Origin of the sequence: Facklamia sp. 7083-14-GEN3, from assembly GCF_024742075.1 — a bacterium.
GTDB lineage: Bacteria > Bacillota > Bacilli > Lactobacillales > Aerococcaceae > Facklamia.
This window is the reverse complement of sequence record NZ_JANSGD010000001.1, coordinates 929,624-942,382: the sequence shown is the minus strand read 5'-3', so window position 1 is coordinate 942,382 and position 12,759 is coordinate 929,624. Positions and strand designations below refer to the sequence as shown.

The following is a 12,759-nucleotide window of genomic DNA, read 5'->3' as shown; positions in this document are numbered from 1 at the left end:
ATGATGGCAAGAAGGACACACCTGTTCCCATGCCGAACACAGCAGTTAAGCTTCTTAGCGCCGATGGTAGTTGGACCTTTGGTCCTGTGAGAGTAGGACGTTGCCACGCGTGTCATATCAAAGTTATGGGGAATTAGCTCAGCTGGGAGAGCGTCTGCCTTACAAGCAGGATGTCGGCGGTTCGAGCCCGTCATTCCCCACTCTTGACTCGTTAGCTCAGTCGGTAGAGCAACTGACTTTTAATCAGTGGGTCGCAGGTTCGAATCCTGCACGGGTCATATTCCTAAATGGAAACATCAAGGAATTTAATTTGCGGGTGTGGCGGAATTGGCAGACGCACCAGATTTAGGATCTGGCGCCTTCGGGCGTGGGGGTTCAAGTCCCTTCACCCGCACTTGCATTTTAATCACTTATGATTTATATTTTAAAATCTAAGTCTTATGATGCCGGCTTAGCTCAGTTGGTAGAGCATCTGATTTGTAATCAGAGGGTCGAGGGTTCAAGTCCTTTAGCCGGCACTTTTGCGGAAGTAGTTCAGTGGTAGAACACCACCTTGCCAAGGTGGGGGTCGCGGGTTCGAACCCCGTCTTCCGCTTTGCCAAGAAACATTTAGGCTTTTTTAAGCCGGGGTGGCGGAATTGGCAGACGCACAGGACTTAAAATCCTGCGGTGAGTGATCACCGTGCCGGTTCGACTCCGGCCCTCGGCATTTCACTTTAATGTGATTAATTAAATATTTTGCACCCGTGGCTCAACTGGATAGAGTACCTGACTACGAATCAGGCGGTTGCAGGTTCGAATCCTGCCGGGTGTATTAGAGTAAAACGGGAAGTAGCTCAGCTTGGTAGAGCACTTGGTTTGGGACCAAGGGGTCGCAGGTTCGAATCCTGTCTTCCCGATTTGTTTTATTCTTTTATGGGGGATTAGCTCAGCTGGGAGAGCGCCTGCTTTGCACGCAGGAGGTCAGCGGTTCGATCCCGCTATTCTCCATCTTTTTGGCGGTGTAGCTCAGCTGGCTAGAGCGTCCGGTTCATACCCGGGAGGTCATGGGTTCGATCCCCTTCGCCGCTATCTTAGGCCGGACCTTTAGCTCAGGTGGTTAGAGCTCCCCGCTCATAACGGGGTGGTCGTAGGTTCGAGTCCTACAAGGTCCATTATGCATTATGGATTTTGCCATTGGTTAACGGAGGATTACCCAAGTTCGGCTGAAGGGAACGGTCTTGAAAACCGTCAGGCGTGTAAAAGCGCGCGTGGGTTCGAATCCCACATCCTCCTTTGGGAATATGCGGGTGTAGTTTAGTGGTAAAACCACAGCCTTCCAAGCTGTTGTCGGGAGTTCGATTCTCCTCACCCGCTTTATTGATAACGGGCCTGTAGCTCAGCTGGTTAGAGCGCACCCCTGATAAGGGTGAGGTCGGTGGTTCGAGTCCACTCAGGCCCATAACAATAAGTAATTGTTAATTAAGAATTGGCTCATGGGGAAGTACTCAAGTGGCTGAAGAGGCGCCCCTGCTAAGGGTGTAGGTCGGTTCATACCGGCGCGAGGGTTCAAATCCCTCCTTCTCCGTTTATATATATACTTGTCAATGAGTTTTGATATTGGCCCGTTGGTCAAGCGGTTAAGACACCGCCCTTTCACGGCGGTAACACGGGTTCGAGTCCCGTACGGGTCATTACATTTTAATGGAGGATTACCCAAGTCCGGCTGAAGGGAACGGTCTTGAAAACCGTCAGGCGTGTAAAAGCGCGCGTGGGTTCGAATCCCACATCCTCCTTTTTAATATTATCGCGGGGTGGAGAAGCTGGCATCTCGTCGGGCTCATAACCCGAAGGTCGTAGGTTCGAATCCTACCCCCGCAATTTTTTGTTTATATTTTAACTTGGTCCGGTGGTGTAGGGGTTAACATGCTTGCCTGTCACGCAGGAGATCGCGGGTTCAAATCCCGTCCGGACCGTATACCTGCGGGTGTAGTTTAGTGGTAAAACCACAGCCTTCCAAGCTGTTGTCGGGAGTTCGATTCTCCTCACCCGCTTATTCAGACTTTTAGAGTCTTTTTTTTATGTCTAAAAAAGAACCCCTTTCTATTTTCTATATAGAAGGGGGTTTCTTAAATTATTCTAAAATAAATAACTGAGACTATAAAATATAATGAATATTACACTTATGGCACCTTGATAATTCAGCTTGTTTTGAATACGGTGATGCTTTTTGACTGGTATCAAGCTTGGTAAGTAAACAGTAGATGTAATTACCAAAAATAGAATTTGAATGAGATAAAAAGACTGAGAAGGTAATGAGGTATAAATTCCTGTAATACTGGCCAATATTAGCATTGAAAAGACTAAGTAAGTAATCCTTATGGGGATTTTTCTTTCCAGCATTTTAAAATTATATATTCCTTTAAGGAATTGCTGATTTATTTCTAAACCTGTCATTAATATAGTAATTGGTATAAAAGATATCATTACTTGATTATTTAAAGTGTTTGCCTGTGAATAGTAGGCGATGATATTCAATAAAAATCCAGTGAAATAAATATTCAGTAGTACATGATAAATTGTTTTAACTAATGGGACAAATTGATACTGAATCACTATTATTATAATGTAAACAGCTAGTAGTATATTTATTATATAGTGCTGGTTAATCATAAAAAATATAGAAGATGCTAACAAACCAACTAATAAAAGATAGTATATGGTGGGTGATTTAGTTTTAGGGTCTTTTAAGATATGATGATAATAATTGTAGTGGTTAATCATATTGCTGATTATAACTATGATAGACAAAAGGCTGAGATCTAGCCAGTCGATTTGATTGGTTGAATAGATAGCTGTAATCAGCCCAAAGCCAATCCATGATAAGGGGTAGCCAACTAACTGCATCAGCGGATGTTTAAGTGTATTATTGATTGTATTCATTTAATTTCCTTTCAAGAGGATTTTATAATTGAAATTGTTTCTATTTGTATTCTAAGGTATAATCTATAACGTTACAACCAAAAGTTCCCGATAGGGTTCACGATTCATTGATTGTGAATTTGCCTTGTAACCAATATAAAAAATGGGGGAAGATTAATGAAAACTTTAGAGAAAAGATTATTTACATCAGAGTCAGTGACAGAGGGACATCCAGACAAGATTGCAGATCAAATTTCAGATTCAATTTTGGATGCCATCTTGGAACAAGACCCGATGGCCAGAGTAGCATGTGAAACAGCTGTTAACACAGGTTTAGTGATGGTATTGGGTGAGGTTTCTACAAGTGCTTATGTAGATATTCAAAAAATTGTTAGACAGAAGGTTGAAGAAATTGGTTATAATCGCGGTAAATTTGGCTTTGACGCTGAAAATTTAGCTATTATCGTTTCTTTAGATGAACAATCGACAGATATTGCTATGGGCGTTGATTCAGCTATCGAAACTAGAGATAACCAAGAAAATGAACAAGAAATAGGAGCCGGAGACCAAGGTTTAATGTTCGGTTATGCATGTGATGAGACGCCAGAACTTATGCCTTTACCAATTTCTTTAGCTCATAAGTTAACACGTAGACTGACTGAGGTAAGAAAATCAGGTCAATTGAATTATTTAAGACCAGACGGTAAAGCTCAAGTGACCGTAGAATACGATGAAAATGATCAACCAGTTAGAATTGAAGCCGTAGTGGTTTCAACTCAGCATAGTGAAGAAATATCATTAGAAGAGTTAAGAGAGGATATTTTAAAACAAGTTATTAAGCCAACTATTCCGGAAAACTTATTTGATGATCAGACTAAGATATATATTAACCCAACCGGACGTTTTATTATTGGAGGACCAAAAGGAGATGCAGGTCTGACTGGACGCAAAATTATAGTCGATACATATGGCGGATATGCGCGTCATGGTGGGGGTGCTTTTTCGGGGAAAGATGCTACCAAAGTAGACCGGTCAGCTTCTTATGCAGCACGCTATATCGCTAAAAATATCGTAGCAGCTGGGATTGCAAAAAAAGTTGAAATTCAGATTGCATACGCGATAGGTGTCGCTCAACCAGTATCCGTTAGTGTAAATACTTTTGAAAGCTCAGAATATTCGGATGCTGAAATTGTTCAAGCTATTCGTCAAGTTTTTAATCTTACACCTAAGGGAATCATTGAAATGTTGGATTTAAGAAAGCCAATTTACGCTCAAACAGCAGCTTATGGTCACTTTGGAAGAGAAGAAGCTGGATTTACCTGGGAGCGTATGGATAAGGTAGCAGAGTTAAAAGCATTAATGAAGTAGGCTAATAGTTGTACTTATAAAAAATTTTTAGTACTATATTCTTAGTTAGAATAATTATAAATAATAATTCGGAGGGATTAGAATGAAGTATATTGTAGTTGGTACATCACATTTTGGGTATGAATCTGTTCAGACCCTTTTAAAACGTGATCCAGATGCTGAAATTCATTTATTTGAAGCAGGTGAAGAATCTTCCTTCATGGGTTGAGGCTCTCAATCATACCTGGAAGGTATTTCGAAAGAATTATCAGAGTTACATTTTGCTAATAATGCCTCTTATAGTGAACAAGGTATTACTATGCATCCTGCAAGCCAAGTAATCGCCGTCAATCCAGATGAAAAAACGGTAACTGTCAAGACTGAAAAAGGTGAGCAAAAAGAATCTTATGACAAATTATTATTAAGTCCTGGTGGATATGCCCCAGTTCCTCGGTTTGAAGGTCATGATTTAGAAAATGTTCATACCTTTAGAGGACCGGAAGACACACAAGCTGTTTATAACTGCATGAAAGAAACCAAGCATCTAGTAGTAATTGGTTCCGGTTATATTGGAGTGGAAGTTGCAACTGCCTATGCAGAAGCTGGTATTGATGTAACAGTTATTGATATGGTCGACCGTATCTTGCCTGCTTATTTAGATGAGAATATTTCAAATTTATTAGAAGCTCATGGAGCAGAAAAAGGGTTAAATTTCAAAGGTGGAGAAGCTGTTGAAAAGCTCTTAGGAGAAGGTAATAAAGTTAAGACTGTTGTAACTGATAAGGGAGAATATCCTGCCGATACAGTTGTAGTAGCTGTGGGAGTCAAGCCTGCAACAGACTGGTTGAAAGGCACTCTTGAGATGGATGATCATGGCTTTATTCAAACTAATGAATACCTAGAAACTTCGGTCAAAGATGTATACGCAGGAGGCGACGCCACTTATATTCCTTTTGCACCAACAGATGATAAAACAAATATTGGTCTTGCTACTTTAGCGAGAAGACAAGGGATTGTAGCTGCTTTAAACGCTTCAGGCACTAAATTTAAGATGCCTAGGGTATCAGGAACCTCAGCCTTAAGGTATTTTGACTATACTATCGCTTCAACTGGTCTATCAATGATTAATAAAGATCTTTATGAAGGTAAAGTAGCTTGGAAATATGTGGAAGAAAAAGTTTATCCTGATTTCATGCGCAAACCAGGTACTGTTCATATGATGATTTTTTATGATGAAGAAAGTCATGTTATTTTAGGCGGACAACTAGTTTCTAAGTTCGATGTAGCAGATTCAATTAATGTGCTTTCGACAGCCATTAATGCTAAATATACACTCGAGCAGTTAGCGCTACTCGATTTCTTCTTCCAACCCAACTATGACCGTCCATGGCATTACTTAAATGTATTAGCTATTGAAGCATTAGGAAATACAGTTGGTGGTGCAGATAAACTACTCTTTTAATTAAATCATTAAAGACTAGCACATAAATTTCTTGTGCTAGTCTTTTTGTTGACTCAATTATTTTTTAAAGCATTAGAAACCTCTAATATTCGTCTTAGAATTCTAAATTCCATTGAAGAAAGCGGTTAAATTGTGTAAGATAGGAGTGCAAAGCTTGAAATTTAGTATATCTAGGAGGCAATCAAATGGCTTATGATTTTAAAACATGTGTCGATCGTACACAGCAAGGTTCTAAAAAATGGTTATTAATGAGAGAGTCTAATAATAATATTCCTGAGGGAATAGCTCCACTTTCGGTAGCAGACTTAGATTTCCCAATGGCACCCGGAATCATTGAAGGCTTAAAAAAAGATTTAGATGAACTTGTATTAGGTTATACAGTACCGAATCAAGCCTATTATGATGCAGTTAAAAAATGGATGAAAGAACAACATCAATGGAATGTTAAAGAAGAGTGGATGGTTACAGCACCTGGTGTAGTCCCTGCAATTAATGTCTTTGTTAATGCCTTTACCAAAGAAAATGATGGCATTATTATTTTAGAACCTGTATATGGACCATTCACGGCTGCTATTGAAAATAATGGACGTAAGAAAATCAATGTTGAGTTAATTAATAATGAAGGACACTACACCATTGATTTTGAAGCATTAGAAGCAGCGGCAAAAGAGGCTAAAGCAATGATTTTCTGTAGCCCTCATAATCCAGTAGGCCGTGTATGGAAGAAAGAAGAGTTAGAAAAAGTAGCTAAAATTTGTAAAGAGAATGACTTATATCTATTCTCAGATGAAATTCATTTTGATTTAGCGCATAAAAACTTTAAACATAACGTCTTTGCCGATTTATCTGAAGATATTGCACAGCGTGTAGTTGTGGCTACTGCGCCTTCTAAAACTTTTAATTTAGCTGGTCTACAAACATCAAATATCTTCATCGTGAATCCGGAATGGCGTCAACAATATATTGAAACAGCTGAAAAAATGAATTTACTTTCCGTTCCAGCCTTAGGCCTTTATGCATGTAAACATGCCTATAATGATTGTTTAGATTGGAAAGAAGAATTAGTAGAATTAATTGAAGAAAACTATCAAATGGCAAAAACAATGATTGAAGATCAGCTGCCTGAAATTGTTGTAACACCTATGGAAGCCTCCTATCTATTGTGGTTAGACTTAACCTCTTTAAACATGGAATGTGATGAAATCATTAAGTTGTTAGAAGAACATCATGTTTACATAAATAATGGGGTAATGTTTGGCTCTTGTGGTGAAGGCTTTATTCGTATTCACTTAGCATTACCAGCAGAGATAGTCAAAGAGAGTATTGAACGTTTTATTGAAGCTATTAAGAGTAGATAGTCTATAAGCCTAAATTAAAATCAAAACTAATAAATATATAAAATAAAGAAGCAGTCATTTATGACGGCTTCTTTATTTCTTTTCGATCGTAATTAAAAGAGGAGGGTGATTCTTTTGATTTAAGAAATCAAGAATAGAGATCGAAAACTGATCTTGTGACCACTTACGTAATTCTTCTAGTAATTCTTCTTTTTCAATTGCTCCTTCCGCATGACCTGAATAAACAACAATAAATATTTTTCCTTTCGAGACTAAACGCTGAGCCATTTGATTTAATGCCTGTAATGTCGTAAGAGCTTTAGTAGTGATTTGATGGTTAGCTCCGGGCAAATAGCCTAAATTAAAAATAGCCCCATGAATTTTAGGTAAAGTGGAAAGACTGAGAATTTGATTAAAGTGCTCGTGTCCATTGTTAAAAAGTTGGAAAGAATCGGACGGAAAATCTTTTAACTTTTGCTGAGCTAATTGAAGTGCTTGATCTTGAATATCGAAAGCAAAAAGTTTTCCCGCAAAAGATGGGTGACTTAATATAAAATAACTGTCTCTCCCTTTTCCCAGAGTAGCGTCAATATAATTTCCAGTAGGGAATCTTTCAATTAATTTTCCTAAAGCATCATGACTAGACTGTAAGGCATTCTTCATTATTCCACTCTTTCTAATATAAGTTGACTGCCATCTGAGGAAGTGAGTGTGGCAGTTGTACCCTCAAACTTTATTTCATATTGTTTTGCTTGGTGCATTGATTGAATAAGATTTAAATAGTTTCCTTCTAAGTAATAACGCGCTGTAAAATTTAACTCCTCTTTTTTATTATTCAGCAAATCCTTTGTTTCTTGTAAAGATAAATCTAGTTCTTGTTCAGCTTGTTGCATGAAATTGTCTTCATCAAGTTGAAAGTGAACAAGCTCATCTTGAAAATCTACTTGATAAATAAGTGAATCGTCTAAAGCGACTTGCCAACGGTGATTTTCAAGTTTTCTTTCATTTAAAAAAGTACATCCTGAGAGAAGAACAATTGAAAAGATGATTATATATTTTAAATAGAACTTCAAAAAATCGCTCCTCTATATTTAGACCATTTATTCATACTATACTAGCTAATGTATTTAATTAAAAGTATTCAAACCATTATTGAAATATTTCATTTATGTTACTTATGTTAAGAGTCTAATATAAGTAGCCTTAAAGTCACATTTTTTATTAGAGATGGCATATAATACAGTATGTATCCGCATGGAAATTTGTAAAATTTGGAGGCTGAAGGATGATTCAACAGCGAAATCAGAGAATGCGTCAGCAAGAAAAAATCCAACGACGCAAACTATTTAAGAAAATTTTCACCAATATTAATGTTGGTGCAATGTTACTGTCAACAAGTGTGTTAACACAAGTTCAATCTGAAAATGCCATTGTTCATGCTCAGAAATCTCAAAAGAAATTCTCTCCACAAGAATTTATAAATAGTATTGGGCAATCTGCGAAAGAAATTGCCGCTAAAAATGATTTATATGCTTCTGTCATGATTGCTCAAGCAGCATTAGAATCCGGTTGGGGAAGTTCAACACTTTCTCAAGCACCTAACTACAATCTGTTTGGCGTTAAGGCAGGAAAAAATGATAAAAAAGTAGAAATGGACACTCTAGAAGATGATGGCACAGGATCTTATTATCAGATTAAAGATCATTTTAGAAAATATGATTCTTATGCTGATTCATTAATGGATTATGCTAGAGTATTAACTGGAGAAGGATCTGCTTGGAGAAAAAGTTATTATCAAGGTGCTTTAAAATCCAATACAACTTCATATCAAGATGCAACAAAACATTTAACTGGACGTTATGCAACAGATACACGTTATGGTGGAAAATTAAACCAAATAATTAGCCAGTATCAATTGGATCAATTTGATGGGTCTAGTCATTCAAATCAATCTTCAACTGTCAAGCCGAGTGCACCATTAGAAATAGAAGAACCAACTATTCCAAGTGGAATTGTTTCAACGGAGTCTTCAACTAGAGGAAACTATAAAGTTCAAGCAGGTGACGGCTTTTATAGAATAGCCAAGAAATTGGGCGTAAAAGTTGATGACTTATTAAAAGCGAATGGAATGACTATTCAATCAGTTATCCATCCTAATCAAGTTTTACGTGTACCTGGTCAAACGCAATCTAATAGTCAAGTAAACAAACCATCTATCAGCAAGCCGTTTGAAAATGCTAGTAATCCAGTTAAAAAAGACACTGTAAGCTCAACAACTAAAGGGCTTTACACTATTAAAGCGGGCGACTCTTTATATGTTATTGCTAAAAAGCATGGTGTGCGTATTAACGACTTATTAGTAGCTAATGGTATTCGCTTGACCACTGTTATCCATCCAAACCAACAGTTGAAAATTCCTGGAGGCCATAAGGTTGACACACCTTCTCTTCCAGTCAATAAAAAGCCAGTATCTACTCCAAAAGAAAATCCAGTAGTTACAGAAAAACCTCAAGAAACTGCCCAGAAAACAAGTGGGAATTATACAGTTAAAGCAGGTGACTCTTTATGGGCTATTGCAAATCGCCACGGAATGACATTAGCTAGCTTATTAAAAGCAAATAACTTACAAGTGAACAGTCTAATTATTCCAGGCCAAAAATTAAATGTTTCAACTAATCCTTCATCAAGTCAAGTAGTAGTTCGTCAAGCAACTAAGTTAGAAACTAAAGTAGAAGTTGTTAAACAAGAAGAAGTTTCAACAGAATCTTCAGCAACTCTTTCTACCTCAGTAGAGTCTGAAACTTTCAACACAAGCCAAACGACTAATGAAGAACAATCAAATCAGAGCGCTAATGAAGTAGTAGTTTCAACTGGCTCTTACGTAGTAAAAGCAAACGATACTTTATATGCGATTGCTCGTCGTAACGGATTAAATCTCAATGATTTGATTGAAAAAAATGGTGGAACAACGATTTATATCGGACAAGTTATCAATTTCTAAAAAGAAAAATTGTAGGACCTAGTAAATTGTGGAACATCTAAAGAGAACTTACATGTGGTGAAAGTAAGTGTTGGGAAACAATCGAACTCTTCCTTTTAATGCTCAGGCTAAGCTTAAAGTGTTAACTTGAGACGTTTGCTGCGTTAAAGCATAGAGCGTTAGCTTTCAGCTAATGAAATAATAGGTGGTACCGCGCGATTGCGCCCTATGAAGTTGTCTTTGAGATGACTTTATAGGGCTTTTTTGTATGAATGATTAAATAATTGGAGGAAAAGAATATGACATATCAACATCGAGTAATTGAGAAAAAGTGGCAAGATTATTGGGACCAAAACGAAACCTTTAAAACTAAGGATAGAGCAGACAGAGAAAAATACTATGTGTTAGACATGTTCCCTTACCCTTCAGGGCAAGGATTACATGTAGGTCATCCGGAAGGGTACACTGCCACAGACATTATGGCTAGAATGAAAAGGGCTCAAGGATATGATGTACTTCATCCAATGGGATGGGATGCCTTTGGTTTACCAGCTGAACAATATGCTTTGGATACAGGTAACGATCCAGCTGATTTTACAGCTAAAAATATCGCCAACTTTAAACGTCAAATCAAATCTTTAGGTTTCTCTTATGATTGGGAAAGAGAATTCTCAACCACCGATCCATCTTATTATAAATGGACACAGTGGATTTTTACCAAACTTTATGAAAAAGGATTGGCTTATCAAGCTGATGTTACCGTTAATTGGTGTGAAGCTTTAGGAACGGTATTAGCTAACGAAGAAATTGTGGATGGTGTGTCTGAGCGTGGCGGTTATCCTGTGGTCCGTCGTCCAATGAAGCAATGGGTATTAAAAATTACAGCATATGCTCAGCGTCTACTTGATGATTTAGAAGATTTGGATTGGCCGGATTCAGTTAAAGAGATGCAAAGGAATTGGATTGGTCGCTCAGAGGGTGCTTTGATTGATTTTGAAGTTAAAGATTCCCCTTCAATCATTACAACTTATACCACACGTCCAGATACCTTGTTTGGCTTATCTTATATTGTCTTAGCACCAGAACATGATCTCGTTAAGGACTTAACTAGTCCAGAACAAAAAAGGGAAATAGAAAGCTATATTGCCGCTGCAGCGATTAAATCGGATTTAGATCGTACTGAACTTGCAAAAGATAAGACCGGTGTATTTACTGGTTCTTATGCTATTCACCCTGTAACTGGTAAAGAAATACCTATTTGGATTGCAGACTATGTATTAGTCTCTTATGGAACCGGTGCAGTTATGGCAGTTCCAGCTCATGATCAAAGAGACTATGAATTCTCACAAAAATATGATTTACCTAGATATGAAGTAATTGAATCTAAAGAAGGGATTCAAAAAGAGGCATATGTCGAAGACGGTAAGCATATTCATTCTGAATTTTTAGATGGTTTAAACATAGAAGAAGCCAATCGGAAAATGATTGAGTGGTTAGAAGCTAATGATAAAGGTCAAAGAAAAGTTAACTTCCGCTTGAGAGACTGGGTGTTCTCTAGACAAAGATATTGGGGAGAACCTATTCCAGTTATTCATTGGGAAGATGGTACTAGTACAGCACTGGCTGAAGAAGATTTACCATTGCTATTACCTAAGACAGACCGCATTAAACCTTCTGGAACTGGTGAATCGCCTTTAGCCAATGTAAAAGAATGGTTAGAAGTTGAAGATCCAATAACAGGTTTGAAGGGTAGAAGAGAAACAAATACAATGCCGCAATGGGCAGGATCCTCATGGTATTTCTTACGTTATATGGATCCTAGAAATACTGAAGCGATTGCTTCTGAAAAGGCTTTAAACAAATGGGAAAATGTCGATCTTTATATAGGTGGAGCGGAACATGCTGTTTTACATCTTCTTTATGCTCGCTTTTGGCATAAATTCCTTTATGATTTAGGAATTGTACCTACTAAAGAACCTTTCCAAAAACTTTACAATCAAGGAATGATCTTGGGTGAAAATAATGAAAAAATGTCCAAATCAAAAGGAAATGTTGTTAATCCAGATGATGTAGTGAATGAATATGGCGCAGACACATTGAGAGTATATGAAATGTTCATGGGCCCCTTAGACGCATCGATTGCTTGGTCAGAAAATGGCTTGGAAGGCTCAAGACGTTTCTTAGATCGCGTATGGCGTTTGTTTGTTGAGGAAACTACGGGCCAATTAAATTCAGCCATTCAAGAAACTAAAGATGATCAATTGACTAAGGTTTACCATCAAACTGTCAAAAAAGTGACAGAAGATTTTGAGCAATTACATTTTAATACAGCTATTTCTCAACTAATGATTTTCTTAAATGAAGCTAAAACTGCTGATGTATTACCTAAGAAATATGCCGAAGGGTTTGTTCAGTTATTAGCTCCTATTGCACCACACTTAATGGAAGAGTTGTGGCAAAAATTAGGACACTCTGAATCTCTATCAGAAGCAAGTTGGCCACAATATGATGAGTCACTCATTAAAGATGATGTTGTTGAAATAGTCATCCAAATTAACGGTAAAGTTAAAGCAAAACTAGATATAGCTTTGGATTTAGAAAAAGCAGCTATGGAAGAGTTAGCTCTCGCAGAAGAAAGCATAAAAAAAGAGTTGGAAGGTAAATCCGTTCGTAAAATCATTGCTATTCCTAATCGATTGGTTAACATAGTGGCTAACTAGATAAAATTGCTA

General features: G+C 37.6%; 9 protein-coding genes, 20 tRNA genes, 1 rRNA gene, 1 riboswitch and 1 other annotated feature. Of the genes, 27 read left to right on the top strand and 3 right to left on the bottom strand.

Going from position 1 to position 12,759, the window contains the following annotated elements; genetic code table 11:
* The 21 genes from rrf to NW240_RS04370 form a co-directional block, all read left to right on the top strand.
* Positions 1-109: ribosomal RNA gene (gene rrf / locus NW240_RS04470) — 5S ribosomal RNA — on the top strand; the annotation flags it as partial.
* 18 nt (positions 110-127) lie between these two features.
* Positions 128-200, top strand: a tRNA-Val gene (locus NW240_RS04465).
* Between the two features lie 5 nt (positions 201-205).
* Positions 206-278 (top strand) — tRNA-Lys (locus NW240_RS04460).
* A gap of 34 nt (positions 279-312) precedes the next feature.
* A tRNA-Leu gene (locus NW240_RS04455) sits at positions 313-394 on the top strand.
* A 51-nt stretch (positions 395-445) separates the two neighbouring features.
* A tRNA-Thr gene (locus NW240_RS04450) sits at positions 446-518 on the top strand.
* A gap of 5 nt (positions 519-523) precedes the next feature.
* Positions 524-595 (top strand) — tRNA-Gly (locus NW240_RS04445).
* Between the two features lie 28 nt (positions 596-623).
* A tRNA-Leu gene (locus tag NW240_RS04440) sits at positions 624-709 on the top strand.
* 31 nt (positions 710-740) lie between these two features.
* Positions 741-814: transfer RNA gene (locus NW240_RS04435), tRNA-Arg, on the top strand.
* An 11-nt stretch (positions 815-825) separates the two neighbouring features.
* Positions 826-899: transfer RNA gene (locus NW240_RS04430), tRNA-Pro, on the top strand.
* A gap of 18 nt (positions 900-917) precedes the next feature.
* Positions 918-990: transfer RNA gene (locus tag NW240_RS04425), tRNA-Ala, on the top strand.
* A 7-nt stretch (positions 991-997) separates the two neighbouring features.
* Positions 998-1,071 (top strand) — tRNA-Met (locus NW240_RS04420).
* Positions 1,072-1,080: 9 nt separating this feature from the next.
* Positions 1,081-1,154: transfer RNA gene (locus tag NW240_RS04415), tRNA-Ile, on the top strand.
* A 31-nt stretch (positions 1,155-1,185) separates the two neighbouring features.
* Positions 1,186-1,275: transfer RNA gene (locus tag NW240_RS04410), tRNA-Ser, on the top strand.
* A 10-nt stretch (positions 1,276-1,285) separates the two neighbouring features.
* Positions 1,286-1,356: transfer RNA gene (locus NW240_RS04405), tRNA-Gly, on the top strand.
* A gap of 11 nt (positions 1,357-1,367) precedes the next feature.
* Positions 1,368-1,441: transfer RNA gene (locus NW240_RS04400), tRNA-Ile, on the top strand.
* Positions 1,442-1,477: 36 nt separating this feature from the next.
* Positions 1,478-1,567: transfer RNA gene (locus NW240_RS04395), tRNA-Ser, on the top strand.
* A gap of 34 nt (positions 1,568-1,601) precedes the next feature.
* Positions 1,602-1,673 (top strand) — tRNA-Glu (locus tag NW240_RS04390).
* A 12-nt stretch (positions 1,674-1,685) separates the two neighbouring features.
* Positions 1,686-1,775 (top strand) — tRNA-Ser (locus NW240_RS04385).
* A gap of 12 nt (positions 1,776-1,787) precedes the next feature.
* Positions 1,788-1,860, top strand: a tRNA-Met gene (locus tag NW240_RS04380).
* Between the two features lie 22 nt (positions 1,861-1,882).
* Positions 1,883-1,955, top strand: a tRNA-Asp gene (locus NW240_RS04375).
* A 7-nt stretch (positions 1,956-1,962) separates the two neighbouring features.
* Positions 1,963-2,033: transfer RNA gene (locus tag NW240_RS04370), tRNA-Gly, on the top strand.
* 85 nt (positions 2,034-2,118) lie between these two features.
* On the opposite strand, the gene NW240_RS04365 is transcribed toward NW240_RS04370, so the two are convergent.
* Entirely contained in the window at positions 2,119-2,922 is an 804-nt protein-coding gene (locus tag NW240_RS04365; RefSeq protein ID WP_258436250.1) for a hypothetical protein, read from the bottom strand.
* 66 nt (positions 2,923-2,988) lie between these two features.
* A riboswitch (SMK box riboswitch) is annotated at positions 2,989-3,081 on the top strand.
* On the opposite strand from NW240_RS04365, the gene metK reads away from it, so the two are divergent.
* The 4 genes from metK (at position 3,079) to NW240_RS04345 (ending at position 7,068) form a co-directional block, all read left to right on the top strand.
* Complete coding sequence (gene metK, locus NW240_RS04360; protein ID WP_258436249.1) at positions 3,079-4,269, top strand: methionine adenosyltransferase; 1,191 nt, start codon at positions 3,079-3,081, stop codon at positions 4,267-4,269. It overlaps the preceding riboswitch by 3 nt.
* A gap of 82 nt (positions 4,270-4,351) precedes the next feature.
* Positions 4,352-4,477: an NADH peroxidase gene (locus NW240_RS04355; RefSeq protein ID WP_258436248.1), complete on the top strand. Its 126-nt coding sequence runs from the start codon at positions 4,352-4,354 to the stop codon at positions 4,475-4,477.
* 15 nt (positions 4,478-4,492) lie between these two features.
* Positions 4,493-5,710 carry an FAD-dependent oxidoreductase gene (locus NW240_RS04350; RefSeq protein WP_309302396.1) on the top strand — a complete coding sequence of 406 codons (1,218 nt, stop codon included), beginning with the start codon at positions 4,493-4,495 and terminating at the stop codon, positions 5,708-5,710.
* Between the two features lie 185 nt (positions 5,711-5,895).
* The gene (locus tag NW240_RS04345) at positions 5,896-7,068 is read left to right on the top strand and encodes a MalY/PatB family protein (protein WP_258436247.1); all 1,173 of its coding nucleotides are present in this window, start codon (positions 5,896-5,898) and stop codon (positions 7,066-7,068) included.
* A 72-nt stretch (positions 7,069-7,140) separates the two neighbouring features.
* On the opposite strand, the gene NW240_RS04340 is transcribed toward NW240_RS04345, so the two are convergent.
* Both NW240_RS04340 and NW240_RS04335 read right to left on the bottom strand, forming a co-directional pair.
* The gene (locus tag NW240_RS04340; protein ID WP_258436246.1) at positions 7,141-7,710 is read right to left on the bottom strand and encodes a class I SAM-dependent methyltransferase; all 570 of its coding nucleotides are present in this window, start codon (positions 7,708-7,710) and stop codon (positions 7,141-7,143) included.
* A complete protein-coding gene (locus tag NW240_RS04335) occupies positions 7,710-8,120 on the bottom strand; it encodes a hypothetical protein (RefSeq protein ID WP_258436245.1) in 411 nt (136 codons plus the stop codon). The genes NW240_RS04340 and NW240_RS04335 overlap by 1 nt, the downstream gene beginning before the upstream one ends.
* Before the next feature lie 212 nt (positions 8,121-8,332).
* Here NW240_RS04335 and NW240_RS04330 point away from each other — a divergent pair, with 212 nt between their 5' ends.
* Positions 8,333-10,048: a LysM peptidoglycan-binding domain-containing protein gene (locus tag NW240_RS04330; RefSeq protein ID WP_258436244.1), complete on the top strand. Its 1,716-nt coding sequence runs from the start codon at positions 8,333-8,335 to the stop codon at positions 10,046-10,048.
* A 3-nt stretch (positions 10,049-10,051) separates the two neighbouring features.
* Positions 10,052-10,259, top strand: a binding site (T-box leader).
* Between the two features lie 67 nt (positions 10,260-10,326).
* The gene (leuS, locus tag NW240_RS04325; protein ID WP_258436243.1) at positions 10,327-12,747 is read left to right on the top strand and encodes a leucine--tRNA ligase; all 2,421 of its coding nucleotides are present in this window, start codon (positions 10,327-10,329) and stop codon (positions 12,745-12,747) included.
* Positions 12,748-12,759 lie beyond the last annotated feature (12 nt).

Excerpts from the sequence above, each read along its gene's own strand:
- NW240_RS04345 (WP_258436247.1), top strand. The coding sequence starts at position 5,896 with ATGGCTTATGATTTTAAAACATGTGTCGATCGTACACAGCAAGGTTCT.
- NW240_RS04365 (WP_258436250.1), bottom strand. The coding sequence starts at position 2,922 with ATGAATACAATCAATAATACACTTAAACATCCGCTGATGCAGTTAGTT.
- leuS (WP_258436243.1), top strand. The coding sequence starts at position 10,327 with ATGACATATCAACATCGAGTAATTGAGAAAAAGTGGCAAGATTATTGG.
- NW240_RS04330 (WP_258436244.1), top strand. The coding sequence starts at position 8,333 with ATGATTCAACAGCGAAATCAGAGAATGCGTCAGCAAGAAAAAATCCAA.
- metK (WP_258436249.1), top strand. The coding sequence starts at position 3,079 with ATGAAAACTTTAGAGAAAAGATTATTTACATCAGAGTCAGTGACAGAG.
- NW240_RS04355 (WP_258436248.1), top strand. The coding sequence starts at position 4,352 with ATGAAGTATATTGTAGTTGGTACATCACATTTTGGGTATGAATCTGTT.
- NW240_RS04340 (WP_258436246.1), bottom strand. The coding sequence starts at position 7,710 with ATGAAGAATGCCTTACAGTCTAGTCATGATGCTTTAGGAAAATTAATT.